The sequence below is a fragment of the Bradyrhizobium liaoningense genome (assembly GCF_018130825.1).
GTDB classification, from domain to species: Bacteria; Pseudomonadota; Alphaproteobacteria; order Rhizobiales; family Xanthobacteraceae; genus Bradyrhizobium; species Bradyrhizobium liaoningense_B.
On the sequence record NZ_JAFCJS010000002.1, the window covers coordinates 24576 to 40508 of the forward strand.

General features: G+C 65.8%; 13 protein-coding genes. 5 read left to right on the top strand and 8 right to left on the bottom strand.

Features of this window, described 5'->3' with window-relative positions:
- Positions 1-8: 8 nt before the first annotated feature.
- On the top strand, positions 9-884 hold the full coding sequence (locus tag JQ603_RS08780) for an alpha/beta fold hydrolase (RefSeq protein WP_212338336.1): 876 nt from the start codon (positions 9-11) through the stop codon (positions 882-884).
- A gap of 34 nt (positions 885-918) precedes the next feature.
- On the opposite strand, the gene JQ603_RS08785 is transcribed toward JQ603_RS08780, so the two are convergent.
- From JQ603_RS08785 to JQ603_RS08800, 4 genes are read right to left on the bottom strand one after another with little or no spacing between them, the layout of a single operon-like run.
- On the bottom strand, positions 919-1536 hold the full coding sequence (locus tag JQ603_RS08785) for a HupE/UreJ family protein (RefSeq protein WP_212338338.1): 618 nt from the start codon (positions 1534-1536) through the stop codon (positions 919-921).
- Positions 1533-2138, bottom strand: a complete 606-nt coding sequence (locus JQ603_RS08790) for a HupE/UreJ family protein (protein WP_212338341.1) — start codon at positions 2136-2138, stop codon at positions 1533-1535. The genes JQ603_RS08785 and JQ603_RS08790 overlap by 4 nt, the downstream gene beginning before the upstream one ends.
- A 17-nt stretch (positions 2139-2155) precedes the next feature.
- A complete protein-coding gene (locus tag JQ603_RS08795; protein WP_349630716.1) occupies positions 2156-3148 on the bottom strand; it encodes a HupE/UreJ family protein in 993 nt (330 codons plus the stop codon).
- The gene (locus JQ603_RS08800) at positions 3145-4044 is read right to left on the bottom strand and encodes a peptidyl-prolyl cis-trans isomerase (protein WP_433996633.1); all 900 of its coding nucleotides are present in this window, start codon (positions 4042-4044) and stop codon (positions 3145-3147) included. The genes JQ603_RS08795 and JQ603_RS08800 overlap by 4 nt, the downstream gene beginning before the upstream one ends.
- Positions 4045-4334: 290 nt before the next feature.
- Here JQ603_RS08800 and JQ603_RS08805 point away from each other — a divergent pair, with 290 nt between their 5' ends.
- The 3 genes from JQ603_RS08805 (at position 4335) to JQ603_RS08815 (ending at position 7505) form a co-directional block, all read left to right on the top strand.
- A complete protein-coding gene (locus JQ603_RS08805; protein WP_212338346.1) occupies positions 4335-6350 on the top strand; it encodes a hypothetical protein in 2016 nt (671 codons plus the stop codon).
- 88 nt (positions 6351-6438) lie between these two features.
- Complete coding sequence (locus tag JQ603_RS08810) at positions 6439-6780, top strand: hypothetical protein (RefSeq protein ID WP_212338348.1); 342 nt, start codon at positions 6439-6441, stop codon at positions 6778-6780.
- A 101-nt stretch (positions 6781-6881) separates the two neighbouring features.
- A complete protein-coding gene (locus tag JQ603_RS08815; protein ID WP_212338349.1) occupies positions 6882-7505 on the top strand; it encodes a 2OG-Fe(II) oxygenase family protein in 624 nt (207 codons plus the stop codon).
- Between the two features lie 10 nt (positions 7506-7515).
- Here JQ603_RS08815 and JQ603_RS08820 read toward each other — a convergent pair whose 3' ends face one another.
- Complete coding sequence (locus JQ603_RS08820) at positions 7516-10140, bottom strand: spermidine synthase (RefSeq protein ID WP_245003523.1); 2625 nt, start codon at positions 10138-10140, stop codon at positions 7516-7518.
- Between the two features lie 168 nt (positions 10141-10308).
- Positions 10309-12489 (bottom strand): TonB-dependent receptor, encoded by a 2181-nt coding sequence (locus JQ603_RS08825; RefSeq protein WP_245003566.1) that lies wholly within the window; start codon positions 12487-12489, stop codon positions 10309-10311.
- Positions 12490-12818: 329 nt separating this feature from the next.
- On the opposite strand from JQ603_RS08825, the gene JQ603_RS08830 reads away from it, so the two are divergent.
- Positions 12819-13493, top strand: a complete 675-nt coding sequence (locus JQ603_RS08830) for a hypothetical protein (RefSeq protein WP_212338350.1) — start codon at positions 12819-12821, stop codon at positions 13491-13493.
- A 45-nt stretch (positions 13494-13538) separates the two neighbouring features.
- On the opposite strand, the gene JQ603_RS08835 is transcribed toward JQ603_RS08830, so the two are convergent.
- The gene (locus tag JQ603_RS08835; protein WP_212338351.1) at positions 13539-14666 is read right to left on the bottom strand and encodes a M24 family metallopeptidase; all 1128 of its coding nucleotides are present in this window, start codon (positions 14664-14666) and stop codon (positions 13539-13541) included.
- A gap of 39 nt (positions 14667-14705) precedes the next feature.
- The gene (locus JQ603_RS08840) at positions 14706-15920 is read right to left on the bottom strand and encodes a M20 family metallopeptidase (protein ID WP_212338352.1); all 1215 of its coding nucleotides are present in this window, start codon (positions 15918-15920) and stop codon (positions 14706-14708) included.
- Positions 15921-15933 lie beyond the last annotated feature (13 nt).

Sequence of the window (15933 nt, forward strand, 5' to 3'; positions counted from 1 at the left end):
ACGTGCTGATGCCACGGGTGCGGGCGGGCGAAGTCCAGCTTGGCTGGCGAGAGTGGGGAGAGGGCGACGTCACCGTCGTCTTCATCCACGGCAATCTCGCCAGCAAGGACTGGATCGAGCTCGCCGCGCCCCTGTTTCCAACGGGGCTGCGGGTCGTCGGCCTGGACTGGCGCGGGTGCGGTGACAGCGATCGGCCGAAGCCGAACGCGGACTATTCCAACTATTCCATGCAGCAGCACGCCGAGGACATGCTGGCGGCGCTCGACACGCTGGGCATCCGCCATTGCCATCTCGCGACGCATTCGACCGGCGGCATCATCGCTGCGCGCATGCTGCTGATGCAGCCGCAGCGTTTCGGGCGGGTGTTTGCGCTCGATCCGGTGACTCCGCTCGGCATGGCCTTCAATGCCGACCAGATCGGCCTGTTCCGCTCGATGATGATGAGCAAGGAGCTGACGCGGACGATCATGGCAACGGCGGCGTCCTCGCTGTTCGTGCCGGAAAGCATGGCGCCGAACGCCATCCCGCGCTTTCGCGAAGGGCTGGGCGAGATCGAGGCGCTGTTCGACCGCATCATCGACCAGACGTTTGGTGTCTCGGAAGGAATCTGGATCGGCACCCCCGTCAACCTCACGCGCGAGAAGGAAAGCCGCGAGCTCGAGCGCCGCATGCCGGAACTGCGGCATCCGCATTTGGTGCTGTGGGGTGAAAGGGACGGCTGGATTGCGCCGGACGATCTTCGCGCGATGGCCAAGGCGATGCCGGATTGCCGTCTCGTGATCGTGCCCGGCATCGGGCATTCGATGAATCTGGAGCGACCGGCTCTCTATGCCGGCTATTTCGGCGCCTGGTTCGGAGGCCTGCCGTCCAACTCCAGGTCCTGACTGATCCTACAACAAGGGCGCTCCTGGTGCCTTCTCATGACGCCAGTGCAAGGCTTGCCATCATCAGGCCGATCGCCGCGATCCAGCCGCCGAGTGCGCGAACGGCGATGGTGCGCCAGGATGTTGCGCTATCCGGGTTCGTTCGCTTGAACACCGCGGTCAGCGCCATCGTCAGGGTGATGGCGGCGTAGCCGATGCACGTCAATCCTGCTGCAAACAGCAGCCGGTCGGTTTCGGGCGCGAGGTCGGCGCCATTCGCGGCACCCCTGATCACGGCGACCGCGAAGGCCATCGCGCAGAGCAGCACTGTGGGCACCTGCGCTGCGCCTGCGAGCAGCAGGCCGATCGCGAGCATCATTGCCGCGTCCGCCAGCTGTGTGGACGCCGCGCCGAAGACGTGCCCGAGGAGCAGACCGGCCAGCAGTCCTAGGGGAAACACGGCGATGAGCCAGCGCCCCTTGGCGGCTCCGAGCGTACCCGCCAGCACGCCGGTCGCGGTCCAGAGGACGACATCCTGGAGATCGGTGAGTGGATGCACCACACCCATGTAGAAATCGCCGAGGCGCGCCGCGACGATATGCGCCTCGGCGGCATTTCCGCCGGCGAGCAGCATCGCTGCGGCGATCAACAGGCGCGCGGAATTCAGCTTCATGCGAAGGCTCCGACGCCCTGCGCAAGGAAATAGCAGCCGATTGCCGCAATGCCGGCCCCAAGTCCCTGGATGAGGCGCTCGCCGGCGGGCCAGCGCGTCAACGTGCCGATCGCGATGCCGCAGAGGTGCAACAGGCCGGTGGCGGTGACGAAGCCGACGCCATAGGCGAGCGCATTCGCCGCGCGCGGAAGCTCGGCGCCGTGCGCATGACCGTGAAAGATCGCGAATACCGCGACGACGACAGCGGCCGCGGCAAAGGGCAGGCGCAGCCGGGCGGCAACGGCAACTCCCAGGATCACGGCGGAGACGGCAATCATCACCTCCGGCATCGGGAGCGGGACATGCAGCACACCCAGCACTCCGCCGATCGCCATGACGAGGGGGAATGTGATCGGCAGGATCCAGATGGCCGGCGCGCCGAGTTGCGCGCCCCAGATCCCGACCGCCACCATTGCGATCAGATGGTCGATGCCCGTGACCGGATGAAGCAGGCCGCTGAGAAGGCCGCCTGCCACGCCGGCCTGCTCATGCGCGAGCGCCGGTTGCATCAGTGCGAGTGAAACGATCGCAGTCGTGAGGCGGAGGGGAAGGCGCAAGGACATTGTGTTGGGACTCTCGCTCAGATCACTGCGAACACGCGCACCAGACGGCCGAAGAACCAGAACATCGAGACCGACCCGATCAGGTAGGCCGGAAGCGCCTCGCCCCAGCGCGGCACGACGGCATCGAGCCGTCGGTGCGCCCAGATCAGGGCGAGCACGAGCAGCACGAAGGCGAGCTGTCCGATTTCCACGCCGACGTTGAAGAACAGCAGCGCCGCGGGCAGCAGGCGGAGTTCGAGTCCGAGTCCCGCGAGCGCGCTCGCAAAGCCGATGCCGTGCACCAGGCCGAAACTGAACGCCACGATCCAGGGATAGCGGGCGGTGAGCCCGATCTCGTCGCGCTGCTGCTTGACGATTTCCACCCCGACGAAGGCGATGCTCAACGCGATGCAGGCATTGAGCGGGCGTTCCGGCACGCCGATCAGGCCGAAAGCCGCTGCAGCGAGCGAAGCGCTGTGGCCGATCGTGAAAGCCGTGATCGTCTTCACCAGACGCCAGCCGCCGCCGACGATCCAGATCAAGCCCAGCACGAACAGCAGATGATCGGCGCCGAGCAGGATGTGATCGATGCCGTAATTCACATAAGTCTTGGCCAGCTCGAGCCACACCTCGAACGTCGGCGCGCCGGTGCCGAGAACGGAGACAACCGGATTGGCCGTCGAGATCGTGTAGCTGCGCGGCTCGCCTTCGATCGGGATGACCTTGATCAGGACGACCGACATATTGGAGCCGAGATTGGTGATGGTGATCGGACCCACCAGTCCCTTCGCGCCGCAGTTCATCTCGGGCAGGCGGAGAAAGCAGTGCGGCGGCACCCGCAGGTCGACCCGCGATGCCCCGATCGAGGGCTCGATGCTCCAGCGCCCGACGAAGGCGCCGGGCCGGACCTCGCGGAATTCGAGCACGCCCATCGCCGCTTCATGCGCGCTGAGCGCCGACGGCCGGATGAGCACGGCCAGCGCCAGCGTCAAAGCCAGCAGCGTCAACCGCAGATATGGGATCGTTCTCACGGCTCGTACCGCACTTGATAGGACGCCTTGAGCCGCTTGACCGCTTCCCAGGCCAGCTTGCGCGTCTCGTCCGTATGCCAGATCCTGGCGGCCTCATCCCGAACCTTGTCGAGGCTGGCAAGATTCCCCTCGCGCCGGGAATCCAGCCGGGCGACGTGCCAGCCGTCCTTGGATTGCAGCAGCTTCCATTCCCCTTCCGGCATCGCCAGCAGTTGATCGCGGAAGCCTTCGCCGAAGCCTGCGGCAAGACTTTCGACCGGCCGGGCGAGGACGGCGCGCGTGAGATGCTGCAGCTCCTCGGATTCGCGCTGCTGGACGATGTCGTCGAGCTGACGCTGCGCCGTCGCCTGGTCCGTGGGCGGGGTGATGTAGAAGGAGACGCGCTCCGGCTCGTCGAAGCGGGCGTGATTTTCCGCAAACCATGCCTGGAGCTGTTCGTCCGTAGGACGCGGGACACGGATCTGGTCGAAGATCAGCAACTGCATCTTGAAGGCAATCCGGTCGCGGATCGTCTCGTCGCCGCGATCGACACCCAGCGCCTTGCCTTCGCGGTAGAGGATCTCGCTCGCGACCCAGCTGTCGATCATCTTCTGGAGCTGCTCGCTGGACGGGGCGCGTTCCTTGTCCTCGTCGAAATTGTCGATGAAGGACTGTCGCATCGCCTTGGTCACCGTGATGACCTTTTCGTCCTTGGTTGGCGGATGCAGCACGGCGTCGACGCCGAAGATGATCGCTCCGAGCAGGGTGAAGTGCAGCAAGGGTTCGCGCGAGAGCCGCACGAGCGCCGAGACGAAGGAGCGCGACGGCTGCGTGGCGCCACGGGCATCGGCGCCCGGGCCTCCCGCGTGCGATATCGGAAAGGACTGCACTTCAACTGGTGTCGCCGGCATTGACATATGGTTGTCACAAATCTCGCAGCACGCGCCGCCGCTTGATGCGGCAGAGCATTTCAACTGTCACCTTCACGCGGCGCGGAAAATGCAACGGACAAACGCTGGAGGCAAGATGCCTGGCGAAATTGCCGACCTGCGCGCACCAAACATAAATCCTTCACGAAGTTGTATCGGAACTCTGGTCATGATCCCGCGCGCAGGGAATCCGCTCACCCCAATTGGGGCACATGGTGTTCGATTCCCGGAGGCTCCGTTGTTGTTTCGCGATATCTGACTTGAATGAGGGGAGATAGATGTTTCCATCTGGCAAGACGATCCTGTTGACCGCCGCATCGGCATCATTAGCGCTGACTCAGAGCGCGACGGCCGAGGAGTTCGGTCGGGGGGAGCGCCGCGGCAATCCCTATGTCGCCGGTGACATGCACAACCACAACACCTGCACGGATGGTTCGGTAGCAGCCGGCTACACGATCGACCGCGCCGTCGGGCGGGGCACCGCGTCGGCGGGTGGCAACAATTTCGACCTCGACTGGTTCACGCTCGGCAACCACGGCGGTTCCGGCAATCGCGACTGCCGCTTCAGCGACACCAGCGCCAATATTCCGGGGCAGACCACGACGACCTGGAGCCAGACGCTCGGCCAGACCATCGACGGGATCACCATCAGCAGCCTGAAGGGCACCCCGAACGGCTCCGGCACCGGCGCGCAGATGTGGCGCTGGCAGTCGATCCGCGAGGTCGAGTATCCGACCATCGTCAATCGCTCGGCGCGCTACGACAAGGTGCTGATCGAGGGTCTCGAGTGGATCGCGCCCGGCCACGAACACGTCGACGTCGCCGTCATCACCGGGCAGCACCCGATGCACCCGAGGAAGGGGCCCGGCAACGCGGACAAGATGGCGGAATTCGAATACCGCTTCGACCGCGCCGACACCGATGCGATCGGCCCCGTCATCGACGCCGGCGGCAACCAGCTCTGGCCCGGCAAGGACAACGTCAACAACACCGGCACGGCGGGCCACCAGAAGGCGCTCACGGGCATCAAGTGGCTGCAGGCGAACTACCCGCTGCAATCCTACGTCATCCCGACCCACACTGAGCGCCAGGGCCCGTTCAGCACGACCGCGAACAAGGGCTACAACATCGAGCACTTCCGCGACTTCAACAATGCGGGCCCGACGGTCGCGTTCGGTATCGAATCGCCAGGCCACTTCGCCGAAGGCGGTGCCAATGGCGGCTCCGGCTCCTACACCTCGGGCGCGGTCGGCGGCGGCACCTACGGCATGAGCGGCATCTACACCGCGAAGGTCGGCGGCCTCTGGGACGGGTTGCTCGGCGAAGGCCGCAACTTCTTCATGTATGTGAGCTCGGACTGGCACAGCCGCGGTGCCGGCGGTGCGCGCGACTCCTTCACGACGGCCGACTTCATTCCCGGCGAATACACCAAGCTGTATGTTCCGAACGCCGGACGGTTCTCGTCGCAGCACGTCGTCGACGGCATGCGTTCGGGCAACTCGTACTCGGTCAACGCCGACCTGATCGGTCCGGACATGGTGTTCCGCGCCAAGACGCGCGGCGACGACTGGAAGACCATGGGTGAGACGCTGGTCGTGCGGCCCGGCGAGAAGATCACGGTCGAGATGCAACTGACCGTGCCGCGGGAGAACAACAGCCCCTACACCTTCAACAATCCGCTGCTGGTGCCGGTGGGGATCCAGCAGCCGCTCAACAAGCCGTCGCTCGACCATGTCGACCTGATCACCGGCCAGATCACCGGCGTCGTTGCGCCTGATGCGCCCAATTACGCGGTGGCGAATGCCGCGGGCACGGCCGGCGCGTCGATCGTGTACAATCCGTCGGCGACGATCGCCCGGCAGATTCCCGCGACGCAGATGCATCGCGAGCGCCGCGGCGATCGTGACGGCGTGCGGCTGACGTTCACGACGACGTTTACCGCGGGCACAAAGCCGTTCTACATCCGTGCGCGCGGAACCAACATTCCGAACGGCACTCCGAACGTCAGTGATACCGCCGGCAATCCGCTGCTGGATGCCAACAACGCGCAGGTCAGCTGCACCGATCCGGCGTGCCCGGCGCATCTGGAGACGGTGAACGGCGCCAAGAAGGTGACCCACGACGTTCAGGCCTACTCGAACGTCTGGTTCTACGCCAACCCGATCTTCGTCAGGCCGGAAGGCTCGCCGAAGCTTCTGGTCGAGACCAATGCTGAGCTGGCGCGCAAGCTCGGACAGCGGGCCGACAACGACCACGACCACGACGACGATCATCATCATCACGACCACCACTGACGTGATGTGAGTCCACCCGGCGGGACGCAACATTGCGTCCCGCCGCACTCGTTTTGAAGCGGGCTGTTGCTGCCCAGTAACGACTGACATGCATCTGTTTCGTGTTACGCTCTGCACGTTTGGCCTGATCGCTGGCCTCGGCTGCGCTGTGGCTAGCCCTGGTGCGGCCGTGCCTGTCTCGGAGGAACCGACCCAAGACGAGTGCAATGCTGCGGTGGCGGAGGCGCGCGCATTGGCGGCTGCCTTGCCGCCTGATCATCTGTCGCGCTACTTCGCCGAACGGCACCTGCATCAGGCGCTGGTCGAAGCCGGCAATGGCGAGTTCGACGAATGTGTCGACATGGCCGCACGCGCCTCGGATGAGGTGCGCGAACGGCGCCATGAACTGCGGCCGGGCGAGAAGCTGAAAGTGCTCCGGGCCGACGAGTAGCGGGATCGGAGAATTTTAGAGATCCTTCGCACTGTCATCGCAGTGTCATCTTAGCCCGCGCATTGTCTGCCCGCGTTTCAAGAACAGGGTGACGTTGCGACATGGATCAGATCGAGCCGCTTTTTCCGATTCCCCTGCTGCGGTCGCCCGGGCTGCTTCCGCCCTCGCTGAACGAGGCCGCCGTGGCCGCGATCCGGAATACCCGGATCGAGGGCAATCTGCGTTCGGGTCAGCTCTTCCACACCGAAGTTGCCGATCCCCGCGACAACGAGCTGTTTCGTCAGATCGCCGAGCTTGCCGTCCCCAAGCTGGTCGATTTCGGCGTCCTGCTGTTCGGCGAAAAGCTGCGCTGGACCGTCAAGGAGATGTGGACAAACATGCTCGAGACCGGCGGAAACCAGACGCTGCATTCCCATGCCAACAGCTTCGTCTCCGGCATCTTCTACCTGACGCCCTCGCATCCGGCCTGCAAGACGGTCTTCGTGCGGCCGCCCGGCGGATTCGATTTCTCCTTCCGCCACCACACGCGCGAAGCCGCGATTGGGCCCTTCAACGCGGGCAAGTATGCGTTGCCCGAGGCCGAGCCCGGCGATCTCGTGCTGTTTCCAAGCTACCTCTACCACGAGGTGCCGAGGAATCAGGGCGGTCAGAGGATCACGATCGCCTTCAACGCGATTCCCGATCATCTCGACTGCTGGGGCTATCGCATCAACTTCGCGCCGTAAGGCCTGCAGATCACTCGTTCCGCAAGCCGAACTCGCGCAGCAGCAGCTCCCGCGCTTCCGGCCTCGTGGGCGCCGCCTCATTGATCTTGCGCAGCAGGCGGGCGGCCGCCGCGCGGTCCGAGCCGATCAGCCATTTCGCCATGCCCATCAGCGGTCCATAAGCCGGGTCGAATTCGGGGCTGAGGCGAAGCGCGTCGATGAGGCCCGGGGAGGCGGCTTCGATCAGGGCGGTACCGCGGGGATCGCCGGGCAGCGATGCGCCGGCTTCGAGGAAGCGGTTGCGCGCGTGCCAATAGGCGGTGAGGCGCGCGCTCAACGCATCGCGCCCGGGCCCGGCCAGCAGTTCATTCGGATCCGGCTGGAGGTCCTTCGTCACGGCCAGCAGCAGTGACCAGGGGGCGGCCCGGAGCGCGCGGACATTCCTCCGCGCATCGAACGTCACGAACGGATAATCATCCGTGTTGCGCGGACCTTCGCCGGCGAAGGCGGAGAGAGCGCGCGGACCTCCGACATACTGGCCGAGCAGGTCGATCGGCGCCTCGAACCCCAGCGGCCGTACGATCTTCGCGGTCGCGGGATCGTGCAGCCGGGCTTCCAGCGCATCGATATCGAGGCGGCCGCCGTCGCGCGTTCCGATCAGCGCAAGCATCGGGGTGCGGACGCTGTAGTGATTGAGCCAGGCCGCGCCGTCGGGATAGACGTCGAGAAAACCGCGGATGATGGCGCGGAGCGAAGGCATATCGAGCTGATACAGCGGCAGCCATTGGCAGAAGATCCCGCCGGGCGCCAGCCTGCGTTTCACCGCCTGGAAATGCTCCACCGTATAAAGCGCGCCGCTGCCGTCGAGCGCGGGGTGAAACAGGTCGGCGATGATCACGTCGTGCTGGCCCGTATCCGCCGCGACGTAGCGGCGGGCGTCCGCCACGGTCAGTCGGGGCACTGAGGCCGCCGCAGGATCGACGAACCAGGGCAGCAGGTCCACCACTTCCCGCGAGAGCTCGACGCCGCGCACGCTGACGCCGGGCATCTGTGTTCCCCCAATCATCGTGGCGCCCGTGCCGATGCCGAGGAACAAGGCGTGGCGCGGCGCTCCGTGAAGCAGCAGCGGCAGCATCGCCTGCCGGTAGTCGGACCGCGTCGAGCTCGTCCCGCCCATGCGGAAATGCCCGTTGACCTCGAGGTAGCGTGTACCGGCCGCATCATCGACGACACTTGCCGTCGCCATCGGTCCTTCACGGACGGCAAGCAGCGCGCCACCCGGCGGCACCCGCGTCAATGGCGGCGCTGGATTGAGCCACAGCAGAAGCGCGCAGATCGCAGGTAGCGCGGACCACAGCAACGCCGATCGGCCGGGCGGCAGCAGCAGCAAATAGCCGAGCGCAACGGCAAGCAGCGCCGTCCAGGCGCCAAGGGCCGGGATCAGCAATTGCGCCGCGACCAGCGGTGCGATGCAGGCGCCGAGACTGTTGATCCCGACGGCCGTTCCGACCGAGCCGCGCTGATCGCTCAGCCGCTGGGCCAGCAGGCCGAACAGTGCGCCCATCGCGGTTGCGGGGATCAGGAAGAGGGCGATCGCCACTGCGAGCTCGCCGAAGATGTCCGCAGCCGATGCGATCTCGACCAGTCGGCCGGCATAGGGCGCAAGAGCGGCGGTTGTGATGCAGGCGAATGCGGCTCCAGCGAGCAGGCCGCGGAGATTTCCGTCAGTCGCCTCTCGTCCGGTCCGCTGCCAGAGCAGGCCGCCTGCCGCGGTGCCGAGCAGATACGCAGCCAGTAATCCTGCGAATGTGTAGACGGTATCTTCCATCACCTGCGCGGCGAGCCGGACCACAAGGACCTCGAAGGTGATTCCGAGCAGTCCCGTTGCAAACAGGGTGATCGTGAGCCTGAGGTCGCGAATTCGCGCGATCCGCGGCTGTTCGGCATCGGCTTTGGCCGCTGCAGACCCAAGCGCGAGCGCGGCGAGGGCGCAGAACGCGTTGACGCCGGCGAGGCAGAGCAATGTTCCCGAAAATCCGAGCGCCGGGATCAGCAGGAATGTGGAAGCGAGCGTGCCGGCGAGCGCCCCAGCCGTATTCGCCCCATACACGCCTGAAGTGACGCGCGCCTCGCCGCGCGCGTGTCGCGTCATCCGTTCCAGCGCGGCCAGAGTTCCGCCCATGGCGATCGTTGCGGGGAGCAGCACGAGCGTCGGCAGCACCAGGCTGCCGGCCCACAGCAAGACTGGAGACGGTTCGGTGCCGAGCAGAGGCGGCAGGGCCCGCCCGGCCGCCGGCAGCAGCCACACGCTGATCAGGCCCCAGACGGCGATGACGGCCTCAAGAGCCGCATAGACGCGCCATGGCGATGACGAGCGGCGGATCAGCCGATCAAGAGCGAACGCGCCGAGGGCCAGACCGCCGAAAAAACCGGCAATGACGCCGAGTATCGCCATCATCTCGGTGCCGAGTGCGAGGCTCAACTGGCGGGTCCACACGATCTCGTAGCCGAGGCCCGCAAAGCCCGACGCGGTCACGATGGGGACAAGCGCCCACGGGCGTGCAGCCTGCCCACGGATCGATGCGGTCTCGTCCTGCGCCGTGCGCGCGAGCCGCTCTGCCGAGGCGATCATGCTAATGTCCGGCTCAGATTGCATTCCCCTAAACTCCTGCCTCGAACGCGACCGGCTTGGCGGTCGGAGCCGGGGTCTTGCGTCAGCCGATCTCGCGCGCTCGGTTCATCAAAGCATCCGCCCTATGTCAGATTTTTTCAGGATTTATGACGGCCGGCGCCGGTGGCTTCCACGCCGGTCCCGCAAGTCGCATTAGAATCTCGCGGCCACCGTCAGCCGCACCGCAAGCGGCTCGGCCGGATGGACGTGACGATCCGCAACGCCCTCGATGGGCTCGCCCGGCAGCCGCGACAGATAGTAGTATTCGATCTGGTTGGTCTGGGCGTTGAAGAGGTTGAGCACGTCGAGTTGCACCCGAACGCCGTTGTCGAAGTTGTAGCCGGCGCGGGCGTTGAAGATCAGCGAGGACCGTGAACGGACGCTGTCGTCTTCGATCAGGGGACGCGGGCCGAAATAGCGCGCCTTCAGCGCACCGAACCATCCGGTGTCGCCGCCGAGCGTGACCGCGCCGCTCGCCACCCATGCTGGCGCACCGGGGATGCGGGCGCCGGCCGGATCGAAATCGGTGAAGCGCGCGTGGGTATGGGCGACGTCGAGATCGACCGTCATCCATGGCAGCGGCTTGTACTGGTTCGTCCACTCGACGCCGACGCGGCGGCTGGGGCGGCTCGGCTCGGTGGTGCCGGCGTCGCCCACGAACAGCAGCTCCGAGTCGAAGTCGAGCACGAAGACTGCGAGCGAGCTGGTCAGACCCTCGATCGGTTTGGTGCGCACGCCGAGCTCGGCGCCGCGCGAGCGCACGAGCAGCGGCACGCGGTCGAGCGGGGTCACCTTGTCGTTGGGATCGACCGTGATCGTCGCGCCGCGAATGTCGTTGCTGTGCAGGCCGTAGCCGGCATTGGCGTAGAACTCGGTCCCATACCAGGGGCCGAGCACGATGCCGGCCTTCGGGCTCGCCATCGACGCCTGCGCGCTCCCCGAATTCTGCGGCGTGTCGCTGAAGACGTGCCCGGCGAAGACATCTTCGCGGATGCCGATCGTGGTGCGCAACCAGTCGGTCCACCGCGTGGTGGTATCGGTCCAGAGGCCGACATTGCCCTCCCGCACGCGGTCATCGCGCACGGTCGAGAGCCAATTGCGCTGCTCGGTCTTGAACAGGCCGACATGGATGTCGTCGTAGCGGCTCTGTATGCCGACACGGGTTTGCGATTCGAGGCCGGCAAAGCGCCAGTCGAACGCATGCCGCGCATCGACGCCGCCGAAGCTGCGGCGGTCGAGCTGGCTGAACTGGTCGCCATTGACCGGGTTGTCGAGGAAGTAGGTGAAATCGTTGAAGAGCCGCAGGTCGGAGCGCACGACATAGGCGCGGACATTGGTTTGTCCGTAGTCGCCTGACTGCGCCCAGCTGCCGGACAGGCTGAACCGGCTCGAGGTGCCGCCGTCGGTCGGATTAAGCGTGCCGAGGCGATCGATCAGGCCCTGGTCGATCGCGCGTTGCGCAACCTGGTCGGTGGAATTCCAGCCATTGGAATAGGCCATCGCCGTCAGCGTCAGGCCGTCGGTCGCGGTGCCCTGACTGTAGCGCAGCACGCCGTTCAGCTTGCGGACGTCGTCCGGCGACCGCCACGGGCCATCATATTTGGTGGCCTCGAGCGCCGCCAGCAGCGTGCCGGCGCCGACGGCGTTCGATGTTGCCGCCAGGGCCCGGCCATAACCGAAGCTGCCGAAGGTGAGCTCCGCGATGTTGTGCGGCAGCTTGTTGACATAGTCGATCGCCACGGCGCCGGCGGATGCGAAATCGCCCTGGTCGGCGAAATACGGTCCCTTGCGCACATCGACGGACTGGATCAGCTCCGGGATCAGGAAATTGATGTCGGCGTAGCCCTGACCATGGCCGTGGGTCGGCATGTTGACGGGCATGCCGTCAACGCTGATCGCAAGATCGGTGCCGTGATCGAGATTGAAGCCGCGCAGAAAATACTGATTGGCTTTGCCCTCGCCGGAGTGCTGGGTGACGATCAGGCCCGGCACCACTTCCAGGGCCTCGCCGGGCCGCGAGAATGGGATGGCATTGACCTCTTTGCCGCTGATGCGAACTGCGCTGGCGGCCGTGGGCTGCAAGGCGGTTGAGCCGCCGGGCGCCGCCGCCCCGGCTGCGCCGCCGCCCTCGGTCGAATTGTCCGTGCGAGCGGCCGTCGGATGATTGCGTGGACCCGCAGTTTTCGGTGACTTCTTGCGGGCCAGCCGCTTCGGATGCTGTTCCACCTCGGCCGCGACGGTGACCGGCGGCAGCTCGGCGGCCGCGACCGGGCTGAGCTCGTGGGCTGCTGCCGGAAGCGTACACAGGGCGGACGATGCGGCGGCCGAAAACATCCGCAACAAGGTCCCACGCACCGCCACGTCTCCGCATTCCTACCAGTCCAGCAACGCCAAGCTCTAGCAGGGGAGTATGACGATGCGGCAACAATGTCATACTGGGGCCCGGAGCCGGTGTCGAGGCGCGGAATGACGCGACGGCAACCGGCCGGGGAAACATCGGGGAGGTCGCGGATGTTTCGCACAAGTGTCACATCGGCAGCCGATAAGCCTTGCTCCCCTCGGTGCTCAGCGCCTGGCGAGCCGCTTGTCTTGCCTGAGCTGGCCGCCAGCCTTCTTGACTGAGACTCTTGCGCGTTGCTTCCGACAGGCCGATGACTGGGAACATGAGAGGGCACAAGGCGGCGCGGCGGATATCGGTGGGGTTCGTGCTCGTGCTGGCGTTTCTGCTCGACGTGTCCGCCTCGACCTCCGCGCTGCCGGCGGATTTCCCTGACATCGACGTGCCGGGCTTCAACGGGCCGACGTCCAGCCTTGGGACGTCCAGCCTTGGGGAGTCTCCCGCAACGTTGGCACCGGTCAGTTCCGCGGCGCCATCGCGGTCTCCGGTCAACCGGGAGGCAATGCGCGGCAATCCGCTCTGGGCCGTCCCGCTCGCGGCGCTTTCGGACACGAACGAACGGCCGATCTTCTCGGCCTCGCGTCGGCCGCCGTCGTCGCCTGCGGTTTCGGAGCCTGTATCGAAAGTGCCGCCCGCGCCGCCGAGCCCACCGCCGGCCGAGCTGCGGCTCGTGCTGGTCGGAACCGTCGTCGGGGGCGATCAGAGTGTCGGCATTTTCGTCGACGAGACCAGCAAGGCCACGCTGCGCCTGAAGCTCGACGGAGATTACCAGGGCTGGCGCCTCAGTTCGGTGCACCCACGCGAGGTGACGATGGTGCGCGGCGAGCTCTCCGAGACGCTGACATTCCCGAAAGCAGGCGGAGCCGTGCCCGCGACAGGACCGGCGGTTGCGGAAAGTGCGGTGAAGCGAGGCAGCTCGCACACGGCTCAGTATGACTGAACGAGTCCTTCAGGCAGACGTCGCTGCTATTGGGGCCGTGCAAACTTAAATCTGGAACACCCGCCGGGGGGCACGTGTCAGACACTCATGCCCGGCTTCCGTGACGAGCACGGTCTCGCTCAGCGCGAGCCCGTCGGCGGAAACATACATGTGGAACACCATGCCTTCCTCCAGCTTCCAGTCGGCGCCGGGCAGGAAGACGCGTGAGAAGTCGCTGGTGCGAGGCGTGTGGAGCGGATAGCAGCCGAGCGAATAGCCCGTGATATTGGGAAAGTCGGGCCGCAGGCCTTCGGCGAGCATCGTGTCTCTGGCCAGCGCGTCGATATCGGCGGCTGCGGCACCCGGCTTCATCGCTTCGAGCTGCCGGTCCTGGATCTCGATCAGACGGCGGGCGAGTTGCGACCGGCGCGGGTCGATCTCGCCGATCACGGCCGAGCGCATCAGGCGGGCGCCGTAGCCGTCGATATAGGGCAACAGCTCCATATGCAGAACGTCGCCTTTGGCGAGCGGCTGCTTGGTGAGCCCGCCGTGCAGAAAGGCGTTGCCAACGCCGGCGGTGATGATTCCCGCGCGCGCCGCATCGGCGCCCTCCTGCATGAACACCTGATAGACGGCCGCCGCGGCGTCGCGGGCCGACCGGCCTTCGCCGGCCGCCTTCACAGCGGCATCGATGCCGAGATCGCCTATTGCGGCGGCGCGCCGGAGCACGGCGATTTCCCTTGCGCTTTTCCTGGCGCGGAGCAGGGCCATCACGCCGGAGAAGTCGACAAATTGCGCGTCCGGCAGCTGGGCAGACAAATGCTTGAAGCGGGACAGCGGCATGCAATAGGAATCTTCGTCGAGACCGACACGGCCTGCGGCGAAACCGAGGCTGCGGACGATACCGGCGAGGACCTTGACCGGGTCTTCCCAATCGGCGAACGCGACGGAGCGCTGCAGCCATGAGCTCTCGCTGAACGGGCCGAGGTCGACGGCGCGCAGAATCATGATCGGCTCGCCATCGCGCGGCAGCAGGCAGGCCCGATACATGTTCTCCGAGATCAGGAAGCCGGTGAGATAGGCGAGAAACTCGCTCTGATCGATGATCAGGACATCGAGATTTCGTGCCGCCATCTGCGCGCGCACGCGCTTGACGCGTGCGTCATATTCGTCGATCGGAAACAACATCGTCATTCGCCCTCGTGGGATCAGATGCGCGATTTCGAGCGCGCGTCAGCCGCAGATCTCGAGGATCGCGAGCATGTAGATGCGGATCATGTCGACGAAATCGACGATATCGACCCGCTCGTCGGGCATGGTGTTGTAGCGTCCGCCGGGACCGCAGACGATGCCTTCCATCTTGCCGAAATAGTGCAGGTGACCGGCGTCGGTGCCGTAGAAGCAGCTCGGCGCCACGGGTCCGGTCGGCTGGTCTTCGCCGCGCACCGTGCGATAGGCGCGGTTGATCGCGGCGACGATCGGGCTCGTACGCGCGACTTCGAATGGCGGCATGGTCGGCACGCCGGAACGATCCTCCGACATGATCTTGGCCTTGAGGCCGGGAAACCGTGCTTCGAGCGCATCGAGCTCGCGGCGCATGTCGGCCAGTGCGCCGGCCTCGGTCTGGCCCGGCGCATAGCGGCCCGAGCCCTTGATCCGGACGAAGTCGGCAACCTGCGGCGCGCGCCATTCGTGCAGCTCGCGCCCGAGCGCGCCATGGACGACGCCGACATGGACGCGGTTGATGCCCTCGTGCTCCGGCGAGAGCGCGCCCGAGAACTTCATCGCGTTGAGACGCGGAATGAGGTCGCACGCCGCGGTGATGGCGTCGACCGCCTCTTCGCGCTTGGACAGGTGACGGGTATTTCCTGTGAGCTCGATGATGAACATAAACGCCGCGGCGTGCATGGTCATCGCCTTCAGGTCGGTCGGCTCCGAATTGATGAAATAATCGGCGCGAAGTCCCTGCTCGACGAGCGAGTAGGTGCCGACGCCGCCTTGTAGCTCACCAACCACGTAGGTGAGGATGACGTCGCCTCGGAGCTTGACGCCGGCGTCGATCAGCGTCTTGACGGCGCAGAAATAGGCGGCGTCGCCGGCCTTCATGTTGGAGACGCCGATGCCGTAGATGAAGGCGTCGTCGACCTTGCCTGCCCAGGGATCGACGGTCCAGCCCTCGGTCACCGGGTTGGTGTCGAGATGGCCGTTGAACATCAGGCTCTTGCCGCCGCCGGTGCCTTTCCAGCGGCCGACGGCGTTGACGCGTCCCTCGTCGCCGAAGGGCGTGAGCTCGCTTTCGAGGCCGATCTCGCGCATGCGGCCGGCCATGAAGGAGGCGAGCTGCTTCTCGCCCTCCGACTTGGAGTAGCTCTTGTGCTGCACCATGCGCGACAAGAGGTCGAGGGCGGCGGGCACGTCGATCCGGGCGAGAAGTGCGTTGTGATCCATGAGAGAAATCCTT